The sequence below is a fragment of the Methanoculleus sp. UBA413 genome (genome assembly GCF_002502935.1).
In the GTDB taxonomy this organism is placed as follows: domain Archaea; phylum Halobacteriota; class Methanomicrobia; order Methanomicrobiales; family Methanoculleaceae; genus Methanoculleus; species Methanoculleus bourgensis.
Genome location: NZ_DAQR01000072.1, coordinates 12428 through 31680 on the forward strand (window position 1 = coordinate 12428; position 19253 = coordinate 31680).

At 59.1% G+C, this 19253-nt stretch carries 18 protein-coding genes; 8 read left to right on the top strand and 10 right to left on the bottom strand.

Annotation, left to right across the window (positions count from 1 at the left end; genetic code table 11):
- Positions 1 to 903 precede the first annotated feature (903 nt).
- The 8 genes from BP858_RS05560 to thiC all read right to left on the bottom strand — a co-directional run bounded on the left by BP858_RS05560 (position 904) and on the right by thiC (position 8983).
- Positions 904 to 1245, bottom strand: coding sequence for a helix-turn-helix transcriptional regulator (locus BP858_RS05560; RefSeq protein ID WP_014867201.1), 342 nt, complete (start codon positions 1243 to 1245; stop codon positions 904 to 906).
- A 5-nt stretch (positions 1246 to 1250) separates the two neighbouring features.
- Positions 1251 to 1487: an LSM domain-containing protein gene (locus BP858_RS05565; protein WP_014867200.1), complete on the bottom strand. Its 237-nt coding sequence runs from the start codon at positions 1485 to 1487 to the stop codon at positions 1251 to 1253.
- Between the two features lie 195 nt (positions 1488 to 1682).
- Positions 1683 to 2780, bottom strand: a complete 1098-nt coding sequence (fbp, locus tag BP858_RS05570) for a fructose-1,6-bisphosphate aldolase/phosphatase (RefSeq protein WP_014867199.1) — start codon at positions 2778 to 2780, stop codon at positions 1683 to 1685.
- A gap of 461 nt (positions 2781 to 3241) precedes the next feature.
- Positions 3242 to 3688: an Hsp20/alpha crystallin family protein gene (locus BP858_RS05575; protein WP_074176147.1), complete on the bottom strand. Its 447-nt coding sequence runs from the start codon at positions 3686 to 3688 to the stop codon at positions 3242 to 3244.
- Positions 3689 to 3776: 88 nt separating this feature from the next.
- Entirely contained in the window at positions 3777 to 6200 is a 2424-nt protein-coding gene (locus BP858_RS05580) for a CDC48 family AAA ATPase (protein ID WP_214166669.1), read from the bottom strand.
- Positions 6201 to 6266: 66 nt separating this feature from the next.
- On the bottom strand, positions 6267 to 6842 hold the full coding sequence (locus tag BP858_RS05585) for a 5-formyltetrahydrofolate cyclo-ligase (RefSeq protein WP_286879058.1): 576 nt from the start codon (positions 6840 to 6842) through the stop codon (positions 6267 to 6269).
- 99 nt (positions 6843 to 6941) lie between these two features.
- Entirely contained in the window at positions 6942 to 7361 is a 420-nt protein-coding gene (locus BP858_RS05590; RefSeq protein ID WP_062263467.1) for a carboxymuconolactone decarboxylase family protein, read from the bottom strand.
- A 347-nt stretch (positions 7362 to 7708) separates the two neighbouring features.
- A complete protein-coding gene (thiC, locus tag BP858_RS05595) occupies positions 7709 to 8983 on the bottom strand; it encodes a phosphomethylpyrimidine synthase ThiC (RefSeq protein WP_014867193.1) in 1275 nt (424 codons plus the stop codon).
- Between the two features lie 167 nt (positions 8984 to 9150).
- On the opposite strand from thiC, the gene BP858_RS05600 reads away from it, so the two are divergent.
- The 8 genes from BP858_RS05600 to BP858_RS05635 all read left to right on the top strand — a co-directional run bounded on the left by BP858_RS05600 (position 9151) and on the right by BP858_RS05635 (position 18255).
- The gene (locus BP858_RS05600; RefSeq protein ID WP_238320550.1) at positions 9151 to 9858 is read left to right on the top strand and encodes an anaerobic ribonucleoside-triphosphate reductase activating protein; all 708 of its coding nucleotides are present in this window, start codon (positions 9151 to 9153) and stop codon (positions 9856 to 9858) included.
- A 155-nt stretch (positions 9859 to 10013) separates the two neighbouring features.
- Complete coding sequence (locus BP858_RS05605) at positions 10014 to 10568, top strand: dephospho-CoA kinase (protein ID WP_014867191.1); 555 nt, start codon at positions 10014 to 10016, stop codon at positions 10566 to 10568.
- Positions 10565 to 11338, top strand: coding sequence for a sugar phosphate isomerase/epimerase family protein (locus BP858_RS05610; protein WP_062263461.1), 774 nt, complete (start codon positions 10565 to 10567; stop codon positions 11336 to 11338). The genes BP858_RS05605 and BP858_RS05610 overlap by 4 nt, the downstream gene beginning before the upstream one ends.
- Complete coding sequence (gene rnz / locus BP858_RS05615; RefSeq protein ID WP_082864923.1) at positions 11326 to 12279, top strand: ribonuclease Z; 954 nt, start codon at positions 11326 to 11328, stop codon at positions 12277 to 12279. Before BP858_RS05610 ends, rnz begins: the two co-directional genes overlap by 13 nt.
- Before the next feature lie 21 nt (positions 12280 to 12300).
- The gene (locus tag BP858_RS05620; protein ID WP_074176148.1) at positions 12301 to 13503 is read left to right on the top strand and encodes a magnesium transporter; all 1203 of its coding nucleotides are present in this window, start codon (positions 12301 to 12303) and stop codon (positions 13501 to 13503) included.
- Positions 13504 to 13538: 35 nt separating this feature from the next.
- The gene (locus tag BP858_RS05625; RefSeq protein ID WP_062263458.1) at positions 13539 to 14741 is read left to right on the top strand and encodes a potassium channel family protein; all 1203 of its coding nucleotides are present in this window, start codon (positions 13539 to 13541) and stop codon (positions 14739 to 14741) included.
- Positions 14742 to 14756: 15 nt separating this feature from the next.
- Positions 14757 to 16583, top strand: coding sequence for a DHH family phosphoesterase (locus BP858_RS05630; RefSeq protein ID WP_062263455.1), 1827 nt, complete (start codon positions 14757 to 14759; stop codon positions 16581 to 16583).
- Positions 16584 to 17331: 748 nt separating this feature from the next.
- On the top strand, positions 17332 to 18255 hold the full coding sequence (locus tag BP858_RS05635) for a hypothetical protein (RefSeq protein ID WP_145916366.1): 924 nt from the start codon (positions 17332 to 17334) through the stop codon (positions 18253 to 18255).
- Between the two features lie 395 nt (positions 18256 to 18650).
- On the opposite strand, the gene BP858_RS05640 is transcribed toward BP858_RS05635, so the two are convergent.
- Together BP858_RS05640 and BP858_RS05645 are read right to left on the bottom strand one after the other, a co-directional pair.
- On the bottom strand, positions 18651 to 18986 hold the full coding sequence (locus BP858_RS05640; RefSeq protein WP_214166667.1) for a hypothetical protein: 336 nt from the start codon (positions 18984 to 18986) through the stop codon (positions 18651 to 18653).
- Entirely contained in the window at positions 18958 to 19140 is a 183-nt protein-coding gene (locus BP858_RS05645) for a hypothetical protein (protein WP_014867183.1), read from the bottom strand. Before BP858_RS05645 ends, BP858_RS05640 begins: the two co-directional genes overlap by 29 nt.
- Between the last annotated feature and the right edge of the window lie 113 nt (positions 19141 to 19253).

The window sequence follows — 19253 nt, forward strand, 5'->3', positions numbered from 1 at the left end:
CAGAGTCGATCGTTAGGGATGCCGGGGATACACAGCGTCCCCCGTTGAAGTGTGAGTCTTCCGCCTGCTCTCTTCATAAACATCCGGGCAACCAGCCAGAACCTTTATATCTCACCAGTTGAATTTAAAAATAATTATATACACAACCCGACTAAATATATCTAGAGAGACTTGGATCACACGAGACACTTCCCCCCTTGACGTCGTCTTTTTGTGTATCCTTTTCTCTCTACATCGTATCTATCCTTGAATAACTGCTGCCGTGCGATTGTCGGGCAGGTTCCCCCTTCTTGCACCACACCAACGCTGGCGCCGCACTCTTCCAGAAGTTTGTTGTAGAGCCACCTAGTGGAGCATTCACATGAAAACCACATCAGAATCGAAAAAGGGGTTCAGATTGTTGCGCTCCCAACCGCGATGTACCTGCGGTTATCGCCCTTCGGAAATGTTCATCGGTTGAGCCTGTGGCCGAACGCAGCCTCATCGGCGTTTTCTATGAAGAGATCCCCGGGGTGGCGACCGAGAGGCACCCCTGCTCTGTTCCAGCGTGCCCCGGGGAATAGGTTGCGTTCATGCATGCAGCCTCTCGCTCTGCCCCATGAACGCTCCGCACCCCTCCCCGGGTATCGCCACGCACTCCCTCCGCTCCTCGGAGGACAGGAGAGGAGCGCCGAATGTGCGGGCAGGGCGGGGGGCGAGCCCCTTCCCCGGCCACCACCTCCATGGCGATTCTCACCACGGCCCACTGCTACGTCGGTGAGTCGGGGGAAGAATCCAGTCCGGCAACCGGCGTATCCTGGCGTATCGGTGGTCGGGGACGATCATCAGGGCAAGACGTGATGAAACTAACTGTCAGGAACCTTATTCGCCCAAACAGGGGCGAACTTCGTAGAAAAAAGAAACTTACTCCTGAAACTCTTCAAAAGCAAGGTGGTACATCCAGTCAAGGAGGAGCGCGCACTCCTCCGGAACACATTCCCGCTCGCAGCCGATGCACGGGAGGATCTCTTCCCCGGCAAGGATGACACAGGGATCGATCGCCCGTTTCTTTGCCCGGAGAAGATAGGTCTTGATACCGTCGCTGCGGAACTCGACGCGCTCTATCAACCCGGCATCCAGCAGCCGCTTCACGATCCTTGAGCACTTTCTGCTATCGATCTCGAGGATTTTCCAGAGCTCGCTCTGGAGAACCCCCTGGCGTTGGGATTGGATAATCTTAAGTGCTTCTTCCTCCTGGTCGGACATGGTTATCAGAGCAGGGGTGAAATGGTCAGGATGTTATTGCCTCTTATGACAACGGTCCCCAGTGTGCGGCCCCTCTGGTCACCGGTATACTCGGTGGTCTCATCCATGTGCAGGTTCAGGTGTTCATCCACCGCCACAAGCCGACCCTGGAGTTTTCTGCCGTCGTCCTTTATCTCAACGACAATTTTAGAGTCTACAAGCGAAAAAACCTTCTTTACGGGGAGTACAATACCGTTAACCATCCTGTTCTTATGTGGTTATCTTCACTCATTAAGGTTTGCATGAGCAACCAATGGGTGCTATGGCAGCCAATCGGCAGGAAGCCCTGGTTACAGGGAAATCCATCTTCATCCTGCTATCTCTGCGCCCCGCCGGGACTCGGGCGCGATTCATGGTTGATCCCCGGCCACCGATCGAACAACCGGAAAAAGAAGAAATTATTCGGGAAGGTCTTCCCAGCGGTCCTTGAACTGCTTCTCGACGCCCGGGAGGGTGGTATACTCCATCTCCTCAAGCGAGAGCCGGTGCGGTTCAAACGGCCCGTGGGCCCGGAGCACATCTGAGAGCTCGCAGCACCGGTCGCGGACGCGGTTGAATGCCGGATCGTCAAACATATCTGCAGGCCCGATCAGCTTCCCATTGCTGACCTGGAACCCGAGGCAGACGACCCGGGGCGGTCCGTCGAACTGCGTGCAGTTTGCGTCACAGACCCCCACCGGCATGAAGGGGCCGTGGTGCGACCCGCGCATCCAGCCGGCCACGAGGATGGGCGTCCTGAAGGGATCGATGACTTCACCGACCGACGGCAGCCCGCTCTGTGCCCTGATGACCATGACCGGATCGTCCTTGCCGACATACCGGCCGGCCATCATGTTCAGCCGCTGGGTGCTTGTAGAGGCTGCAATCGTGCCGTCCTTCTTCCAGACGTACTTGATCACATAACGGCTCGGCGCTCCGATATAGGCAAGGAGGCTGTATGACTCTTCCGGTGTATTGAACCGGATCCTCCGCTTCTCCATGACGTCGTGGACCTCGAAGGTGAACCCCTGGTGCATCGAGGGGTCGATGACGAGGCCGGACGTGCTGAAGGGATCGGCAAAGATCTTGTAGAGGAAGTAGTTCCACGCACCCGGCTCGGTCTTATCAGCCATGAAGACCAGGAGCGGATCGGAACCGCGTTCTTCAAACTCCATCTCGGCAACACCGGGCCCCATCCCCTTGACATTGCCACTGAACGCATCGGCGAGCAGGTCCTGGCCCGCACCGTAGAGTTTCATCTCCTTGGCTATCTTCGCACATTCCAGGAAGACGTTCCATGCCAGTTCATGGATCTCTTCGTTATCCTCGCCCTTGGTGTGCGTCATAATCAGCTCGAGGTCGTCACCGCAGTGGGTGACATACGAGTCGATGATCGTGCTGCCTTCTGCCTCCTTAAGCATCCGGGCGGCCACCTCGAGGAGCTTCGGGTGGGTGCGGGAGTGCCCCGGATAACTACCTACATCTGCTTTAATCACGGACACGGTGGTCTTAACCATTCAAATCACCACTACCTAGACAGGCGTAGCCCACTTGGGCTACTAGATAGGTACTGCTCTATATGTAGGTGTTGTTGCCTAGAAAAAGGGTTGGCTGATACAATCATTTTTTCTGATCGCCCTTGCCTCCGCTAGCCCGCTTCTGTATAGCATATCTATCAGATACCGATACCCGGGTGATTCTCACGTCTTTCACCCATTCTGTCCGGCTATACAGGATCATAGAGAGTCATGACGCCTGCAAGAGCAGTATTTCTGAAAAACGTAGCAGACGGCGCCTGCGACAGTCGCGCGTCTTCACCGGGAGCGGTCATGTGGATGCGGGCAGGAAAACAGTCAAGAAAGAAGACTGGTGGTGGATGGATGTGTTCCCCACAGCCCGGTAGGCGCCGGCCGAACGAGTTCTGCCGGCAAAAAAGTATTGTGCTCTGGGGCCCAAAACCGGCAGGCGGTTATACTTTTCAGTCGATCCTGATCGGCTTGCCCCGGGAGAATTTGATCTCCAGGACGCCGTTTTTGTACCTCGACTGCATGGAATCGCCATCCACGGTCGGCATCTCTACCGAGGTCAGCTGGTTGCCGCCGGCGATGATCGTCAGCGTACCATCGATGAGTGACAGGTGGATGCTCTCCTTCTCGATACCCGGGAGATCGATCGCCACCGTCACGTCGTCATCAGTCGTGTACATCTCTGCTATCGGCTCGAGGGTCCCCTCCGAGGAGGGCTCCTCAGGAGCCGGTGCGGGTCCCTCTATCGATGTCTCTGTCGTACCGGCATCGTGGATGACAATCTTGAAGCCGTAGGCAAACGGCCTGTTCGGGTCTCCCTGTTCTTTGAGCCCCTGCTCCATGAGGCGTTTCATCAATTCGTTGAGTTGCTGGAAGATATCTGCTGGGCTGTCACTCATGTGCATCACTATTCTTTCGGTTTCTCCTGATGAGGGGGGTCATACGACCCCTCCAGGAAGGGAAGCGCCCCGTGGGTGAGCGCTCCCATCAGAACGCCATACCGGTCTGTGGCAACGGGCGTTCGATCCTGGTCTTCAACTCCTTTGTGAGGCGCCTGATCTCGCCGAAGTCTTTCTTTCTCTGGTAGACCGCATCCTTCAGGGTCTGTATGAGATCCTTGACCTCCTGCTCGATCTTCCCGGTCTCCCGCATCCTGGCACGGTTGATTGTCGAGACGGCATCTTCGAGCGTCGACCGCTGCTCCTGGTTATAGAGCACCTGCCAGGAGTGGCGTTCGGCCTCCTCCAACCGGTCGAGATCGAGCGTGCCTCTCACGCGGGAGAGGGCATCTTCGAAGTGCTTCTTCGTGATCATCACGTTGCCGACCGCCTGACGCCGTTCTTCCTCGCTCTTCTTGGCTGTCATGGCGATGAACTCGCGCATGGCGGAGATCTTTGCCTCACGGACCAGCGCCTCGATATCGGCTCCGACATAACCCTCGGTCCTCTCGACCAGTTCGTCGATGTCGACGTCGTTTGCGAGGATCTCTCTGTTCCTGAGGTACACCTCGAAGATCTTCTTTCTGCCTTCCCGGTCTGGCGGCGGGACGTATATCATCCGGTCCAACCTGCCGGGGCGAAGCAGCGCCTCGTCCAACATGTCCGGGCGGTTGGTAGCGCCGAGAACCACGACATTGTTCAGCTCCTCGAGGCCGTCAAGCTCTGTCAGGATCTGGCTTACCACACTTTCAGTTACGTGCGATGATCCTATATAAGCTCCGCGCTTTGGCATGAGTGCATCAATCTCGTCGAAAAAGATAATCGACGGGGCTGCTTGCCTTGCTTTCCGGAATACCTGACGAACACCGCGTTCCGACTCTCCGACCCATTTCGAGAGGAGTTCCGGGCCCTTTACGGAGATGAAATTGCTTTCACTCTCGTTTGCGACCGCCTTTGCAAGGAGAGTCTTCCCTGTCCCAGGGGGGCCGAAGAGCAGGATCCCGCGGGGGGGCTCAGTCTCCAGGGCATCGAATATCTCCGGATATTTGAGCGGCCACTCAACGGCCTCCGCAAGCTCGGCCTTGACGTCCTCGAGACCTCCAACGTCCTCCCATTTGACATCAGGGATCTCTACGAGCACCTCGCGCATCGCGCTCGGCTCAACATGCTTATGCGCTTCGAGGAAGTCCTCGTTTGTCACGCGGAGCTGGTCGATGATCTCGGTAGGGATCTCCTCCTCGATCTTGATATGCGGTATGATCCTGCGGAGCGCGTGCATCGCCGCCTCTTTTGCGAGCAGCGCTATATCAGCGCCGACGAAGCCGTGCGTGGAGCGGGCGTAATCGTCGAGGTTCACGTCCTCGGCAAGTGGCATACCGCGCGTATGAATCTGGAAGATCTGCTGCCGCCCTTTGGTGTCCGGGATGCCGATCTCGATCTCACGGTCGAACCTGCCACCGCGCCGGAGGGCGGGGTCGATGATCTCAGGGAGGTTCGTTGCGGCGATAACCACCACCTGGCCGCGGGTCTTCAGCCCATCCATCAGGGCCAGAAGCTGGGCGACGACCCGACGTTCGACCTCGCCTTTCACCTCCTCGCGTTTGGGCGCGATCGAGTCAATCTCGTCGATGAAGATGATCGAGGGCGCGTTCTCCTGTGCCTCCTCAAAGACCTCACGGAGGCGCTCTTCAGACTCGCCGTAGTACTTGCTCATGATCTCAGGGCCGGAGAGTGTGACGAAATGGGCGTCCACCTCGTTTGCCACCGCTTTTGCGATCAGCGTCTTCCCCGTTCCCGGCGGGCCGTAGAGCAGGACGCCTTTCGGGGGCTCGATCCCGAGGCGCTCGAAGAGTTCAGGGTGCCGAAGCGGGAGCTCAATCATCTCACGGACGAGCTGCAGTTCACGGTCGAGGCCGCCGATATCCTCATAGTGGACGTCGGTCACCGCCTCACGCCGCCCCTTCTCGGGTTCATACGGCGTCTCTTTCAGCTCGATCTCGGTGCTGTCTGTGACGATGGCGATGCCTTTCGGGACAACCCGTGCGATAGCGAACGTGAGCGGGTTGCCGAGGATGCTTACCCTGATATGCTGCCCCTCAGTGACCGGGCGGCCGCGAAGGATTCTTCCCAGGTACTGTTCTCCACCGACCAGGCGGATGGGCTGGGTCGGCTGGATGGTCACTTTCTTCGCGTATCCGGCCTCGGTCTTCTTGATCCTGACTTTGTCGTCGATCCCGGCCCCGACATTGCTCCGGGTGCTGCCGTCGATGCGCAGGACCGCCTTACCGGTGTCCTGCGGGAACCCGGGCCAGATCAGCGTCGCCGCCTTCTGGCGCCCCTCGATCTCGATGACGTCGCCGCTGACAAGGTCGAGCGCCTTCATGGTGTCGATGCTCAACCTGGCGATCCCCCGGCCGGCGTCCTCGTGGGCCGCCTCCTTGATGGTCACCTCAATATAATCGGTATTAGCCATGTGAACGATCTCCTCCTTTTTTACGCTTACCTATGGTAAGTGTAAACTAGCATATAATACTTGCCGTTAAGTACCCCTCCCGTTACACCGGATAACCCCTTTTTCGGTAACGATGTAATCCATCTTCACATCGTCACCATCAGCGGGAATGCTCTCCGCCTGCTGGCAAGAGAACGCGATGCCGATCTTGATTGGGTGTGGATACCGGCAGAGAAAACGGTCGTAGTAGCCGGCACCGTAGCCGAGCCGGTTTCCTTTGGCATCGAAAGCAACCATCGGTATGATGACCACCTGGACGTCTTCGGGCCGGGCCGGGAGTTCGTGTCCCAGAGGTTCGGGCACGTTGAACGTGCTCGCGCGAAGGACCGAGGGGTCGGGCAGGTACGAGAGACGGAGGCTCGTGGTCTCCCGCTCGATGATGGGCACGACGACCCGCACGCCCCGGCGGTTCAGGTCCGTGATGAGGCATTCGGTCTCGACCTCCGGGGTTTTTGAGACATAGACCATGATAGTCTCAAAACCATTCACGAGGTCAAGGAGTCTTCTTTCGATGATCCTGCTGAGTGTGGCGATCTGGGTTGGTGAGAGGAGGGATCGGGTCTCCTTCGCCTGCAGGCGGAGGGCCGTCTTTGTCTGGCTCATTATAGGGAGTTTTGGGCAAAATACCAGATAAAACATACATACCCGGGGGGTGGATAATGCAGCGGCCCCGTCCCGACCCCAGGTTATAGCGCAGGCGGCCTACTTCGTTGACGCCTGCTCCTCGCCACAGACTTCCCTGTATGTACGGAGGGAAGAGGCAAGGACCTTGGTCTTCCCGATCATGGCGGCGATCTGGAGGACGTCGAGGATCTCGTCACGGGACGCGCCTTCCCTCAGGGCGGCTCCCATGTGGACCTTGAGGCAAGCGTCTGCCCCGGCCCCGGCTGCCGCTGCCATGGTGACCAGCTCCGCAGTCTTTCCGTCGAGGGATTTTGGGCGGGAGATATGATAATCAGCGATAGCCGAGAGCGCGAAGACTTCCGGGCGCTGCTCCCGGAGCACAGTAAAGATGAACGGGACGACACCGAGCAGCTCCCTGATATCCTCTATGACGTCATCACCGAGGTCGTCTGCGTGGTCAAAGAACTCGTTGAGCATTTTTTCGGTTTCTGGTTTCATTGATTACTCCTCTTAACTAATTAGGAACGCAGAGCAGAATAATGGTATGGTTTCTGGTTCGGGCGGTGCTGGCGAGGAGAAAGGGATCCGGGAGATCCGGGTTCCGGGTGGGAAAGATCCCTTCCCCGGTCTCCTCCTCATGACGATATCCACCACGACCCAATCCGGGTCTCAAACGCGCCAATCATTCTATCACCCTGACCATAAACGGAACCAGCGTGCGAACGCTACATCTGCGCGGGCTTCCTGCATCACGAGGGAGGGATCTGGAAGCGTTCTGTAGAGGTCCCTCAAAAAAAGATACGTGCCCGGGAAGGGGCCTGATAACCCCCCCTCCCCGGACCTCTTTAGAAGTTAAAGTGGCGGCCCACAATCTTCAACGCGCAGTAGTCCCCGCACATGGTGCAGGCATCGGCATCGGCCGGCATCCGCTCGTCCCGGATCGCCCGGGCGCGCTCGGGGTTGATCGCGACGGCAAACTGCCGCTCCCAATCAAGGTCCCGGCGGGCGTGTCCCATCTCGAGGTCGGCATCCCGTTTCTTGAGCTTGATCATATCCCCAACGTGGGCGGCGATCCTTGAACTGATGACACCCTCGTAGACCTCTTCGGGAGTGGGGAGCGCCAGGTGCTCTGCCGGCGTCACGTAGCATATGAAGTCGGCGCCGTAGGAGGAGGAGAGCGCGGCCCCGATCGCAGCCACCCGGTCGTCGTAGCCGGGCGCGATATCGGTGACCAGGGGCCCGAGCATATAGAAGGGTTTCCGGTTCGTGACCCGCTTTTGCAGGACAACGTTGGTCTCGATCTCGTCGACCGGGATATGCCCCGGCCCCTCGATGATCGTCTGGACACCAGCGGCATGCGCCTTATCGGCGAGTTCTGCGTTGATGAGCAGTTCCTGGATCTGGGCACGGTCGGTGGCGTCATGGACTGCGCCCGCCCGCATACCGTTGCCGAACGAGAGGGTGACCTCGTGCTCTTTTAGGATCTCGACCAGGTAGTCAAACTCAGCGTAGAGCGGGTTCTCCTTCTCGTTGTGAAGCATCCATGCAGTCATGAAGGCCCCGCCGCGGGAGACGAGCCCGCCGTGCCGTCCCTGGTTCTGCAGGCGCTTCATCGTCTCATAGTTGATCCCGGTATGGATCGCCATGAAGTTGGTCCCGAGCTTTGCCTGCTCCGCCGTTATCCGGAAGAGATCGTCCTCCTCCATGTGGACGACCGCCCCATGCTTCCGGGCGGCCTCGATGAACGCCTGGTAAAGCGGGACCGACCCGACCGAGAGGGTGGTCGCCTCGACGACCCGGCGCCGGATCTCTGTAAAGTCACCGCCGGTGGAGAGTTCCATCAGCGTATCGGCACCGGCAAGTTCGGCCTGCCGGGCCTTCTCGATCTCCATATCGACATCGACGATATCAGACGACGTGCCGATGCTCGCGTTGACCTTCGTCCGGAGCCCTTCGCCGATACCGCAGATCTTCACCTTCCGGTAGGGAGAGACCGGAATAACGATGTGGCCTTCGGCCACGCCGCGCCTGACGAAATCTTCAGTTACACCTTCCGCTGCTGCGACGATTCGCATCTCCTCGGTGATGACGCCTCGCTTTGCGTCTTCTATGAGACCCATGGCTCTATAGTTGGAAGAAAGAGTAGATAAAGGCTTGTTTTTTAAAACCAGGCTAAAATAGGCTTGATCTCTAAACAAGTAAACTTGACTTACTCTTATTCAGATCTTGTTTCGTAGCCGGAAAGCCAAGACTTACGAGAACTGGAGGAACACCAGTATATCATCTGGTGAATACGTTGTACGTCAATTTTGGAGGTTTTGTCCCGTTCAGCACCGTAGACTGGCGGGGACGGGCCGCTTGCACGGTCTTTCTCAGGGGGTGCCCCGCGCGATGCTTCTACTGCCATAACGTCGCTCTCCAGGGTGGTGAGGATCTCCGCGACGCGGACGAGGTCCTTGCGATGATCCGGGGCTCCCGCACAGTTGCAGGCGCCGTAGTCTTCTCAGGCGGGGAGCCGACCCTCCAGGGGCCGGCGCTCATCCACCTCGCCGCCGCCGCCCGGACCATGGGGTTCTCCGTCGGCCTGCATACGAACGGCATGTTTCCCCGTGTGATCGAGGGGCTGCTCGACCGGCACCTGGTCGACATGATCGCCCTTGACATCAAGACCACGTGGGAGCGCTACGACGACCTCCTGGGCGTGGCTGCTGTCGATGCGGTGAAGGAGTCGCTCTCCATCTGCAGGCGGGCAAAGGCCGACGGCAGCCTCGGGTCGTGCCAGGCTGTGGTCACCCTCTTCCGGGGGCGCGAGAGTGACGTCCTCGCAATCGCAGAGGCTACCCGCGGGCTGGACCTCGTGCTCCAGCAGGGGGTGGCCGCGGGCTTCGACCCCCTGACCAGGCAGGAACTCGAGGCCGCGGCAGCGCCGCTCGGGCGGAACGTCCGGCTGCGGACCAGAGAAGACGGAGAGGTCGACTACGACCCGGAGCGATAACCGTTCGGGTGAGGTTAAGCATAATATCGTCGGGAACGCAACGTTCATGGAGATATTTGTGGCGGCCGCCGCAACCTGCACCGCCGGGATTGTGCAGCCGGTCTCTCACCGGCACGGCCCGCTGTTCTGGATATAATAAGATGGAGTAAACCCTGATGAAGGTCATTGGAATCGTTGGTATGCCGGCAAGCGGGAAAGGAGAGGTGTCAAGGATCGCCCGGGACCTGGGGATTCCTGTTGTGGTCATGGGGGACGCGATACGGGAACGGGTGAAGAAAGCCGGACTTCCGCCGACCGACGCAAACCTCGGCGCGATGTCGGGAAAGTTACGCTCGGAACTCGGCATGGACGCCATCGCCCGGATCACCATCCCGGTCATCGAGGCAACCACCGCTCCGGTGGTCCTGGTGGACGGCATCAGGGGAGACTACGAGGTGGCGGCGTTTCGGGAGCGCTTTCCCGAATTCACGCTCATCGGGATCGTCTCATCGTTTGAGACACGCTATGCGAGGCTCGCGAACCGGGGCCGGTCCGACGACTCTCTCACTGCCGAAGAACTTCGGGCCCGTGACGAGCGGGAACTCGGGTGGGGGCTTGGGCGAGCTCTTGCGCAGGCAGACTACACCGTCGTAAACGAGGGCACGCTCGAAGAGTTTGTGGCAGAGGTCCGTGCCCTGCTCTGCCGCCCGGCGGCGGGAGGGAGAGAATGAGTCTTACCCCGTATTTTTCGTCCTCCTCAAAAGTCTGGGCGGCGCGGGACTGGGTCTTCGGGATCGAGGATCTCGGGTATACCGGGTGGGAGATCGTCGCCGACGGGAACTACCGTCTGGACAACCCCGAGAACTTTGCTGTGATCCAGGAGAACCTTGAGAGCACCGGGCTTCTCGCGACCGTTCACGCCCCCTACAGCGACTTAAACCTCGCATCGCTGAACTACCCCATCTGGCGCGAATCCATCAGCCAGACCTGCTGCTGCATCCACTACGCGGCCGACCTGACCGACCGGGTGACGGTCCACCCCGGGTTTGTATCACCGGTGGGGAAACTTGTCCCCGAGAAGGTCTGGGAGATGCAGAAGACCGCTCTCGTTGAGATCGGGAGATATGCGGAGGATCATGGTGTCCTTGCATGCGTCGAGAACATGATCAGCATCAGGGATTTCCTCTGCCGCTACCCCGAGGAGATCCTCGGCCTCACCGAAGGAATTCCCGGGATCGGGATCACCCTTGATCTGGGGCACGCCAACACCAACGGCCTGGTCGATGCGTTCCTCAAATACGCCGGGGAGGTCAACCACCTGCACATCCACGACAACCACGGGCAGTCGGACGAACACCTGGCGCTCGGCGACGGGACCATTGCCTGGGAGAAGGTCGGGCGCACCATCGCCCGCGACTACTCCGGCGCGGTCGTGATCGAGGGGCGGACGCTCGAAGAGGCGAAACGAAGTCTTGCAGCATTCAGGAAGTGGTTCGTATAGCCGGCGAGACCCTGCACGTCCACTTCCTCGGCACAGCAGGAGCGCTTCCGTCGCCGCAGCGCAACCCCCCCTCCATCCTGATCAGGCGGGGCTCCGACACCCTGCTCTTCGACTGCGGGGAAGGCACCCAGCAGCAGATGATGCGTGCCCGGACCGGATTTACCGTGAACGCCATCTTCATCACCCACTGGCACGCCGACCATTTTCTCGGCGTCTTCGGGCTTGTTGAGACGCTCGCGTTCATGGGACGAACCGACCCCCTCCCGATCTACGGCCCGCCCTGGGTCGGAGAGTTTGTCGACCTTGTGCAGAGGATCAGCCGTCATGTGCGGGGTTTTCCCATCACCGGTCACGCCCTTGAACACGGTTCGGTTGTACCCTTCGACGGCTATACCGTCCGCGCGTTTGCCACGTTCCACGGCATCCCGGGGCTTGGCTATGTCCTGGAAGAGGATGAGCGGCCGGGCCGGTTCAACCGCGAACAGGCGATTGCACTGGGCATCCCCCCGGGTCCGCTCTTCGGGCGGCTCCAGCGCGGGGAAGCGATCCGTATCGTCCGTGACGGTGTCGAGACCGAGGTCCGACCCAGCGACGTGATGGGTGAGCCGCGCCCGGGAAGGAAGATCGTCTACACCGGAGACACCCGGCCTCTCCAGCGCCTCCCCGATGCCGCCGGGATGGTCCAGGATGCCGATCTCCTTATCCACGATGCAACATTCGACGATGAGGAGGCCGACCGCGCACGGGAAGTCCTGCACTCCACCGCAGGTGAGGCCGGCGAGGCGGCAGCGGCTTCTGGCGCCCGGATGCTTGCTCTGGTGCACATCAGTTCCCGCTACACAAGTACAGCAAACCATATACGCGATGCAAAACGACGTTATGAGGGAGACGTGATCCTTCCGGCCGATCTAACGGTACTGGAGGTTCCTTTTCGGAGTTGATTGAGATGGACGGTGATGGTGATGGGGCAGGGTCTTTACAGCCAGAGCCGCCGCCGTCTCATTCTGACCGGCCTGGGTGCCCTGCTCGTCAGCGCCGCTGCATCGAGCGTTGCGGGCATCTATCTGGGTTCTGTTCGTGAAATCCTCGGGCTGATACCAGGCCTGATGGTGCTCCTGCCGTCGATCATCGATATGCGAGGGAACATAGCCGGGGTTCTCGCATCCCGCCTCTCGTCGTCGATGCACCTAGGTGAGTTCTCCATCGACTTTGAGGAAGGCTGTGTCCTCGGCGACAACATCCGCGCCTCGTTCGTGGTGACCGTCCTCATAGCCTTCGTCCTCGGCATATTCGCCTACATTGCAAGCCTTCTTGCCGGGCTTCCAGTGGTGGGAATCACCGATCTTGTCCTGATCTCGGTCGTCAGCGGGATCGTCTCCGGGCTCGTGGTGATGGGGATCACCCTGGTCATCGCGCTTGCGAGCTACCGCTACGGTCTCGATCTCGATATGATCGCCGCCCCCACCGTCACTACCTCCGGAGACATCGTGACGCTCCCGATTCTCGTGCTCTCCGCGGTTTTTGTCATGCTCCTCTCTCCTCCGGCACGCCTGGTGCTCGGGGTTGCCGTGGTCGCCGTGGCCATCGCCGCAGTCCTCTACACCCATCGCCGGCCGGAAGGGATCGGGGCTATCGTCCGGGAGAACCTCTTCCTCCTCATACCGCTCAGCGTACTCGGCACGATGGCCGGACTGACCTACTCGCTCAACCTTGACGATCTGGTGACGTTCGCGGCGTTTCTCATCCTGATACCGCCATTCATGGGTGGTCTCGGGTCGATAGGCGGTATCCTCGGGTCACGCCTCTCGACCGGGATGCACACCGGCGAGCTGAATCCCCAGCCCCTCCCCGAGCGAGCAGCGGTGCATCACTTTATTATTTCCTATCTCTATACGTTGATACTGCTTCCACTGCTGGCGCTCATCGCACATGGCGCGGCGGTGCTCATGGGGCTAAACAGCCCCGGCCTTGGAATGCTGGTCACTATCAGCCTTGTAGCGGGTCTGGTCGTCATGACCCTGGTGAACGGCGCGGCGTATGTCACCGCGAGCCTTTCATTCCGGTATGGTCTCGATCCCGACAACTTCGGAATTCCTGTCATCACAAGCCTGATTGACCTGATCGGTGCAGCTACGCTCGTGGCAGTGATAGACCTGCTGTTGTAGTGAAGGGATATATGAAAAGAACGATTAATAGACCCATGATGGAACGTGAATATCAACCGGTCAGCTTCAAAGACGTTCTGATCGAGATGAAGGATGTCTCTGAACTGATGGTTGATCTCTCTTACTCTGCGATACTCTTCGATAATAAAGAGATAGCGCTCGAAGTGATCAATCTCGAGGAGAGCATGAATAAACTGGTCTATCAGGCCAGAATTCAGAGTGTTCTCGGTGCAAGACGGCTTGAAGAAGCGGAGGCGATGAGCGGTATGTTGCAGGTAGCCGAGGCGGCAGAGAGGATCGCGAACTCGGCTTCAGACATAGCGATGCTCATCCTGAAGGATATCAAGTTTCCGGCAAAACTCAAGCGGGTCTTCCCCGAAGCAGAGGAGGTTGTCACCAGGGTTATCGTCAGCCAGGGAAGCGAACTTGCCGGCCATACGCTCGGGGAACTGAAAGTCCAGAGCACGACAGGCATGCAGGTGATTGCTATCCGGCGCGGGAGGGGCTGGATTTACGATCCCGACAAAACCACCCGGCTGGAGACCGGGGACATCCTGATATCGCGGGGCCCGGAGGCCGGGGCCGATATCCTCTCGACGATAGCGGGAGCGGTGGAGTGTCCCAGTTACGAACCCTCCCCTGCGGGTGCGGTCGACGACCTCGACCGGGCTGTCCAGTTGATCATCGAGATGAAGAACCTCTCGGAGTTATCTGTCGGGCTTGCGTACACTTCCCTGCTCTTCAATAACAAGGAGATAGCAGACGAAGTGGTCGCCCTCGACAAAACGCTGGATAATATGCGCTACGACATGGACCTCTGGGTCCTCGAGGCAGCGCGGAAGATCGACGATGTGCGCTACCTCAGGGGCCTTCTGTATATGTCCTCGTTTGCGCAGGCGATCAGCGATTCGGCTCATTCGATCGTCGATGTCCTGTTGCGTGACATCGAGATCCCGCCGGTCTTTAAGAAGATCGTCCGGGAATCAGATGAGATCATCACGCGGATACCTGTAGCAGAGCCATCGCCGCTCATCGGCAGAACCCTCAAGGAAGCGTCTCTCGGGACTGTGACCGGTATGGTCGTGCTCGCCATCAAGCACGGCGACCGGTGGGTCTACCGCCCCGGAAAGGGTGCCCGGCTCCAGAGCGGGGATATTATCATCGCAAAAGGCAGACGGGATGGTGAATGTCGGTTGTATGAACTTGCCGGGTACACCGTCGAGGAGCCTGAAGAATAATTTGGAGAACTGTTTATGGAAGATATGATTGTTTACCGCCTCGGAGGGAACTGTGATCTCGAAGAGGTGGAGGAAGGAAAGACCTACCTGGGATGGGTGCAGGGCTTTGCCCCGTTCGGCGTATTTGTTCAGTTAAACGACCGGATAAAGGGGCTCGTCCACAAGAGCAACGTGAAGGTGCAGCATAGCGAACGCGACCCGATCATCGTCCGTGTCATCCAGATCCGGAGCAACGGCAACATCGACCTCGAGGAGGTCACGCCGACCGTCTACCAGACCCGGAACGTGACCAAGAAGACGACGAGTGTGCTTCTCTCTGATATCGGGAAGAAGATTGGGAGAACCGTGCTGGTCGAGGGCGAAGTCGCACAGATCAAGCAGACGTCGGGGCCGACGATCTTCACGGTTGTGGACGAATCAGGCACCGGGAACGCAGCGGCGTTCATCGAGGCGGGTGTCCGTGCGTATCCTGAGGTTGAACTCGGAGATATTGTCGGCCTCACGGGTGAGGTGATGCAGCGCAACAACCAGCTGCAGATCGAGGTCGCATCTATGACGGTCCTGGAACCGGAGGATGCGGCACGGGTCAGGGGGCGTATCGACGTGGCACTGGATGAGCGTGCGGAACCGCCCGAACTCCCGTTCCTTATCGAGAGTGAGGTTCTCGAGGCCCTCCGGCCGCAGATGCGTCAGGTCGCGAAGGAGATCCGGAAAGCCGTCCTGACCGCGCGGCCGATTGTCCTCCGACACCATGCTGATGCGGACGGCATATGCGCCGCCGTCGCCATCGAGCAGGCGGTGACCGCGCTGCTCCGGGAGAGCGGCGGGGACTTTGACGCAGAGTACTTCCTCTTCAAGCGGTCTCCGTCCAAAGCCCCGTTTTACGAGATTGAGGATATCACGCGGGATCTGGACTTCGCCCTCAAGGATAACGCCCGTTACGGGCAGAAGATGCCGATGATCCTCCTGATGGATAACGGGTCCACTGATGAGGATATTCCGTCGCTGAAGGTGACCCGGATATACGACCTCCCGGTGATGGTCGTGGATCACCATCACCCTGATGAGTCGGTGGACGAGTACCTGATCGGCCACGTGAACCCCTACCATGTGGGCGGGGATTACGGCATTACGGCCGGGATGCTGGGGACCGAGATCGCGCGCCTGGTCAACCCGGCGGTCGAGGACCAGATCCGGCACCTGCCTGCGATCGCGGGGGTCGGGGACCGGAGCGAAGCGCCGGAGCGTGCGCGCTACCTCGAACTGGCAGCACCCGAGTACTCGGAGGATGATTGCCGCGATATTGCGCTGGCGCTCGACTACGAACAGTTCTGGCTCCGGTTCAGCGACGGGAGAGAGATCGTCAAGGATATCCTGAACCTTGGCGGGGACCCCGGACGCCACGAGAAGTTCGTCGACCTGCTTGTTGAAGAGGCGAACCGGGCGATTGAAGAACAGATGGAGGCCATCATGCCGCATATCGAGAGCCGGATGCTCCCGAACGGCGCTCATCTCTTCATGCTCGATGTGGAGCTTTTCGCCCACCGGTTCACGTTCCCGCCGCCGGGTAAGACGTCGGGCGAGGTGCACGACCGGCTGGTCCGGGAGCGCCCGGGAGAACCGGTCGTCACGCTCGGGTTTGGCCCTGACTTTGCCGTCCTCCGTTCCCGGGGTGTCATGATGAACATCCCAAGGATGGTCCGCGAACTTCATACCGAGATCGTCGGCGGAGGCGTGAGCGGCGGCGGCCACCTGGTCGTCGGGAGCATCAAGTTCGTCGAAGGGATGCGCGATGCGGTCCTTGAGAGCCTGATCCAGAAGATTGGTGAAGCGCCAATCTGATCGCTACTTCTTTCCGGCCTGTGCGGCGGGAGATCCCACCGATGCCAGCCGCACCGGGTTAAGCCCTCCTGTATTTCTGCCGACGATGCATCAATAGCCGGATGGAGATCTGCGCTACCTGATGCAGGTGGAACCAAGGGTCTCCTCGCTCATGAAGATGAACGTTTGGCCAGGTTGGTCCCCGGCGGCGAAGAGCCTCCACGGTCCACTGCACGGGGATTGCTTGAGGAAAGGCTGTTTTCATTCGTATAACACGAGGCGCAGCCTCCTGGGCGTTTCATGCAAGGCGATGCCCGGGGAGGAAAGCCCGTGTTCATGTTCTACCCTCGTGGAGCATTTCACCTTAACGTGAGGGTGCGTTGGCGTGATCGCCGGTCTCTCGCGCGGGAGGATTCATGGGGCAGAGCGAGAGGCTGTACGCAGGAAAGCAACTATTCCCCGGGCAGTGGACCGTGGTGGCTATCATCCTGGGGGGGCAGGGGAGGGGGCTCGCCCCCCTCCCCGCAGAAGCCAGACCCGGGGCACGATGCACCAGACCAGAGGAGCCTCCCGGTCGCCAATCCAGGGAGGTCTTCGTGGAAAATTTAGGTGAAATACTCCACTATAAACCGGGTGTCAGAAATCTGGTGCACAGATGCCTGGATTCAGCCACGCCATAGTTTTGCAGGGAGCCTGGGGCAATCTCTCTCGGTCCAATTTTTACTTCAACCGAAATATAAAAATAGATCTATGGCAAATGGCCCCCCTCATGGCAGGAAACCTATGGAGATGGAGAACACTCCTGGTCATGCTCCTTGTGGCAGCAGCGGCCTTTGTGTTCCCGGTGATGGCCCAGAGTGGGGAACCCGCAACTCCCCTGAATGAAACCCTGACCTGGACACTCCCACCGACACCCGGCGAGACCCAGGAAGAGACACCGGATGAAGCCCCGACCTGGACTCTCACACCAACACCTGATGAGACCCCGGAAGAGACCCTGGAAGAGACACCAACCGCCACCCCTATGGAGACGCTGGAAGAGACCCTGAACGAAACCCCCGAACCGGTCGCACCGGGGGATACAATCCAGGTGACTGATGAACCACAGGTGTATGACTTCTCCGGGCTCAGGAACGAGACCGCATCCAGCGATGCAGACGAGTCTGCCCTGGTCATAGAACTGCGGACGTACGAGGGCGACGACCCCGGGAGCGGTGAGATTGCCGGCACAGTGAGTCTCGGAGCCCCTGACACCAGTGTGGAACTGGATGCATCCGACTTCAACGGTATCTACGGCACCTACTACCCTTACGATGGGGAGACGGTCATCGATAAGCCAATCACTGTAGAGGGACCTTCCGGCGCGGGTGAGACTGCGAACGCAACTGAGACATCTTCATCAGATGTGATGGCTGAAACTACAACCAACGATACCATAGTATCCAATGAGACAACCGATGAGACAGCCAACGAAACCGATATAGACGAACCTCCCGCCACACCAGGGACAGATGAGGTGACGACGGAGACGACACTGGTGGAGACGTCCACGGCTGAGATGCCGACCTTCACACCGATGATGGCGGCAGAGGTAAACCCCGACCAGACCCAGGCAGCCCCCCTCTCGCTCCAGGGCGTCGTCGTCGGCCTCCTTGCAGCCGCCGGGATCTTCCTCGTTATGCGGAGGAAGTGATATCCCAGCCCATTTTTTCTCATGATACCACGCTGGTTTGGACAATGAGAGGTTCCCGGCGTCAACTCCATCACGCCCGAGCATGGCTTCCTTTGGAGGGGGGCGCGGCCCTATTGACGCGAACGTGACCTGGGATGCACTGCATTCCCGGGTGGATACCGGTGAGTTTTCAAACGTTGCTGAAACCCCAGTTGTATGTGTGTGGACTGCATTATAACAATGCCGTAGGGCTGCCGCCGTGGGCGGGTCCGGGGCGCTCTCGACGATGACCCCCCGGCCCGGATCATGATAGGAGCGGATACGGGAGTATGACAGCACGGAGAACTACAAGGGTCTTGTGCGCGCGCTTGTGGATGAGGTGCTAAAAGAAGAGATAAATCGGTGAAAACGGGTTTTCACTTCTTCTTCCGCTTCTTCTGGGGCTTCCTGGTGCCTCCCGTAATGAAGTCATAGTCCTCAATCCCGCTGCCAAAATCGCCTAAGTAATCGGTGTTGAATCCTCCACCGAAATCCCCAAAGTAGTCGTTGAGGTTCGCGTTAAAGTTCCTCCCGCCGTCCCCCGGGGCATCGGATTGTGATCTGCTACCGGTCCCCTTCGTGAACTCTTTCGTCTGTTCTTTCGATACCCGCCGGATCTTTGGGTTGCGCTCGTACTGGTCGAGCGCTTCGCGGGCGACCTGAATGCTCGCCGGGCTGCGGAGATTAACGTTGATGACGTGGTCGGTCGTCAACCAGGTAGCGCCCGATCTGCCCCGTGCGCTTCAGGTTGTAGTCCCGGATGAGCTTGTGCTCTTCCTCCAGTATTGCCGCTTCTTCCACTTTCCGGATGTCGTAATCATCTTTCAGGTCTCTTAGCCGGTCACCTAGCCGATCGAACAGTCCCATTGGTCATCAACTCTAGTGCATCGATTCCCAATTACCGACACTCTCAACAGAGGAGAGTATCAACCTTTTTTTACACACTCTCCGGGGGTTTGCATCCCGGAGGACGGCGTTCC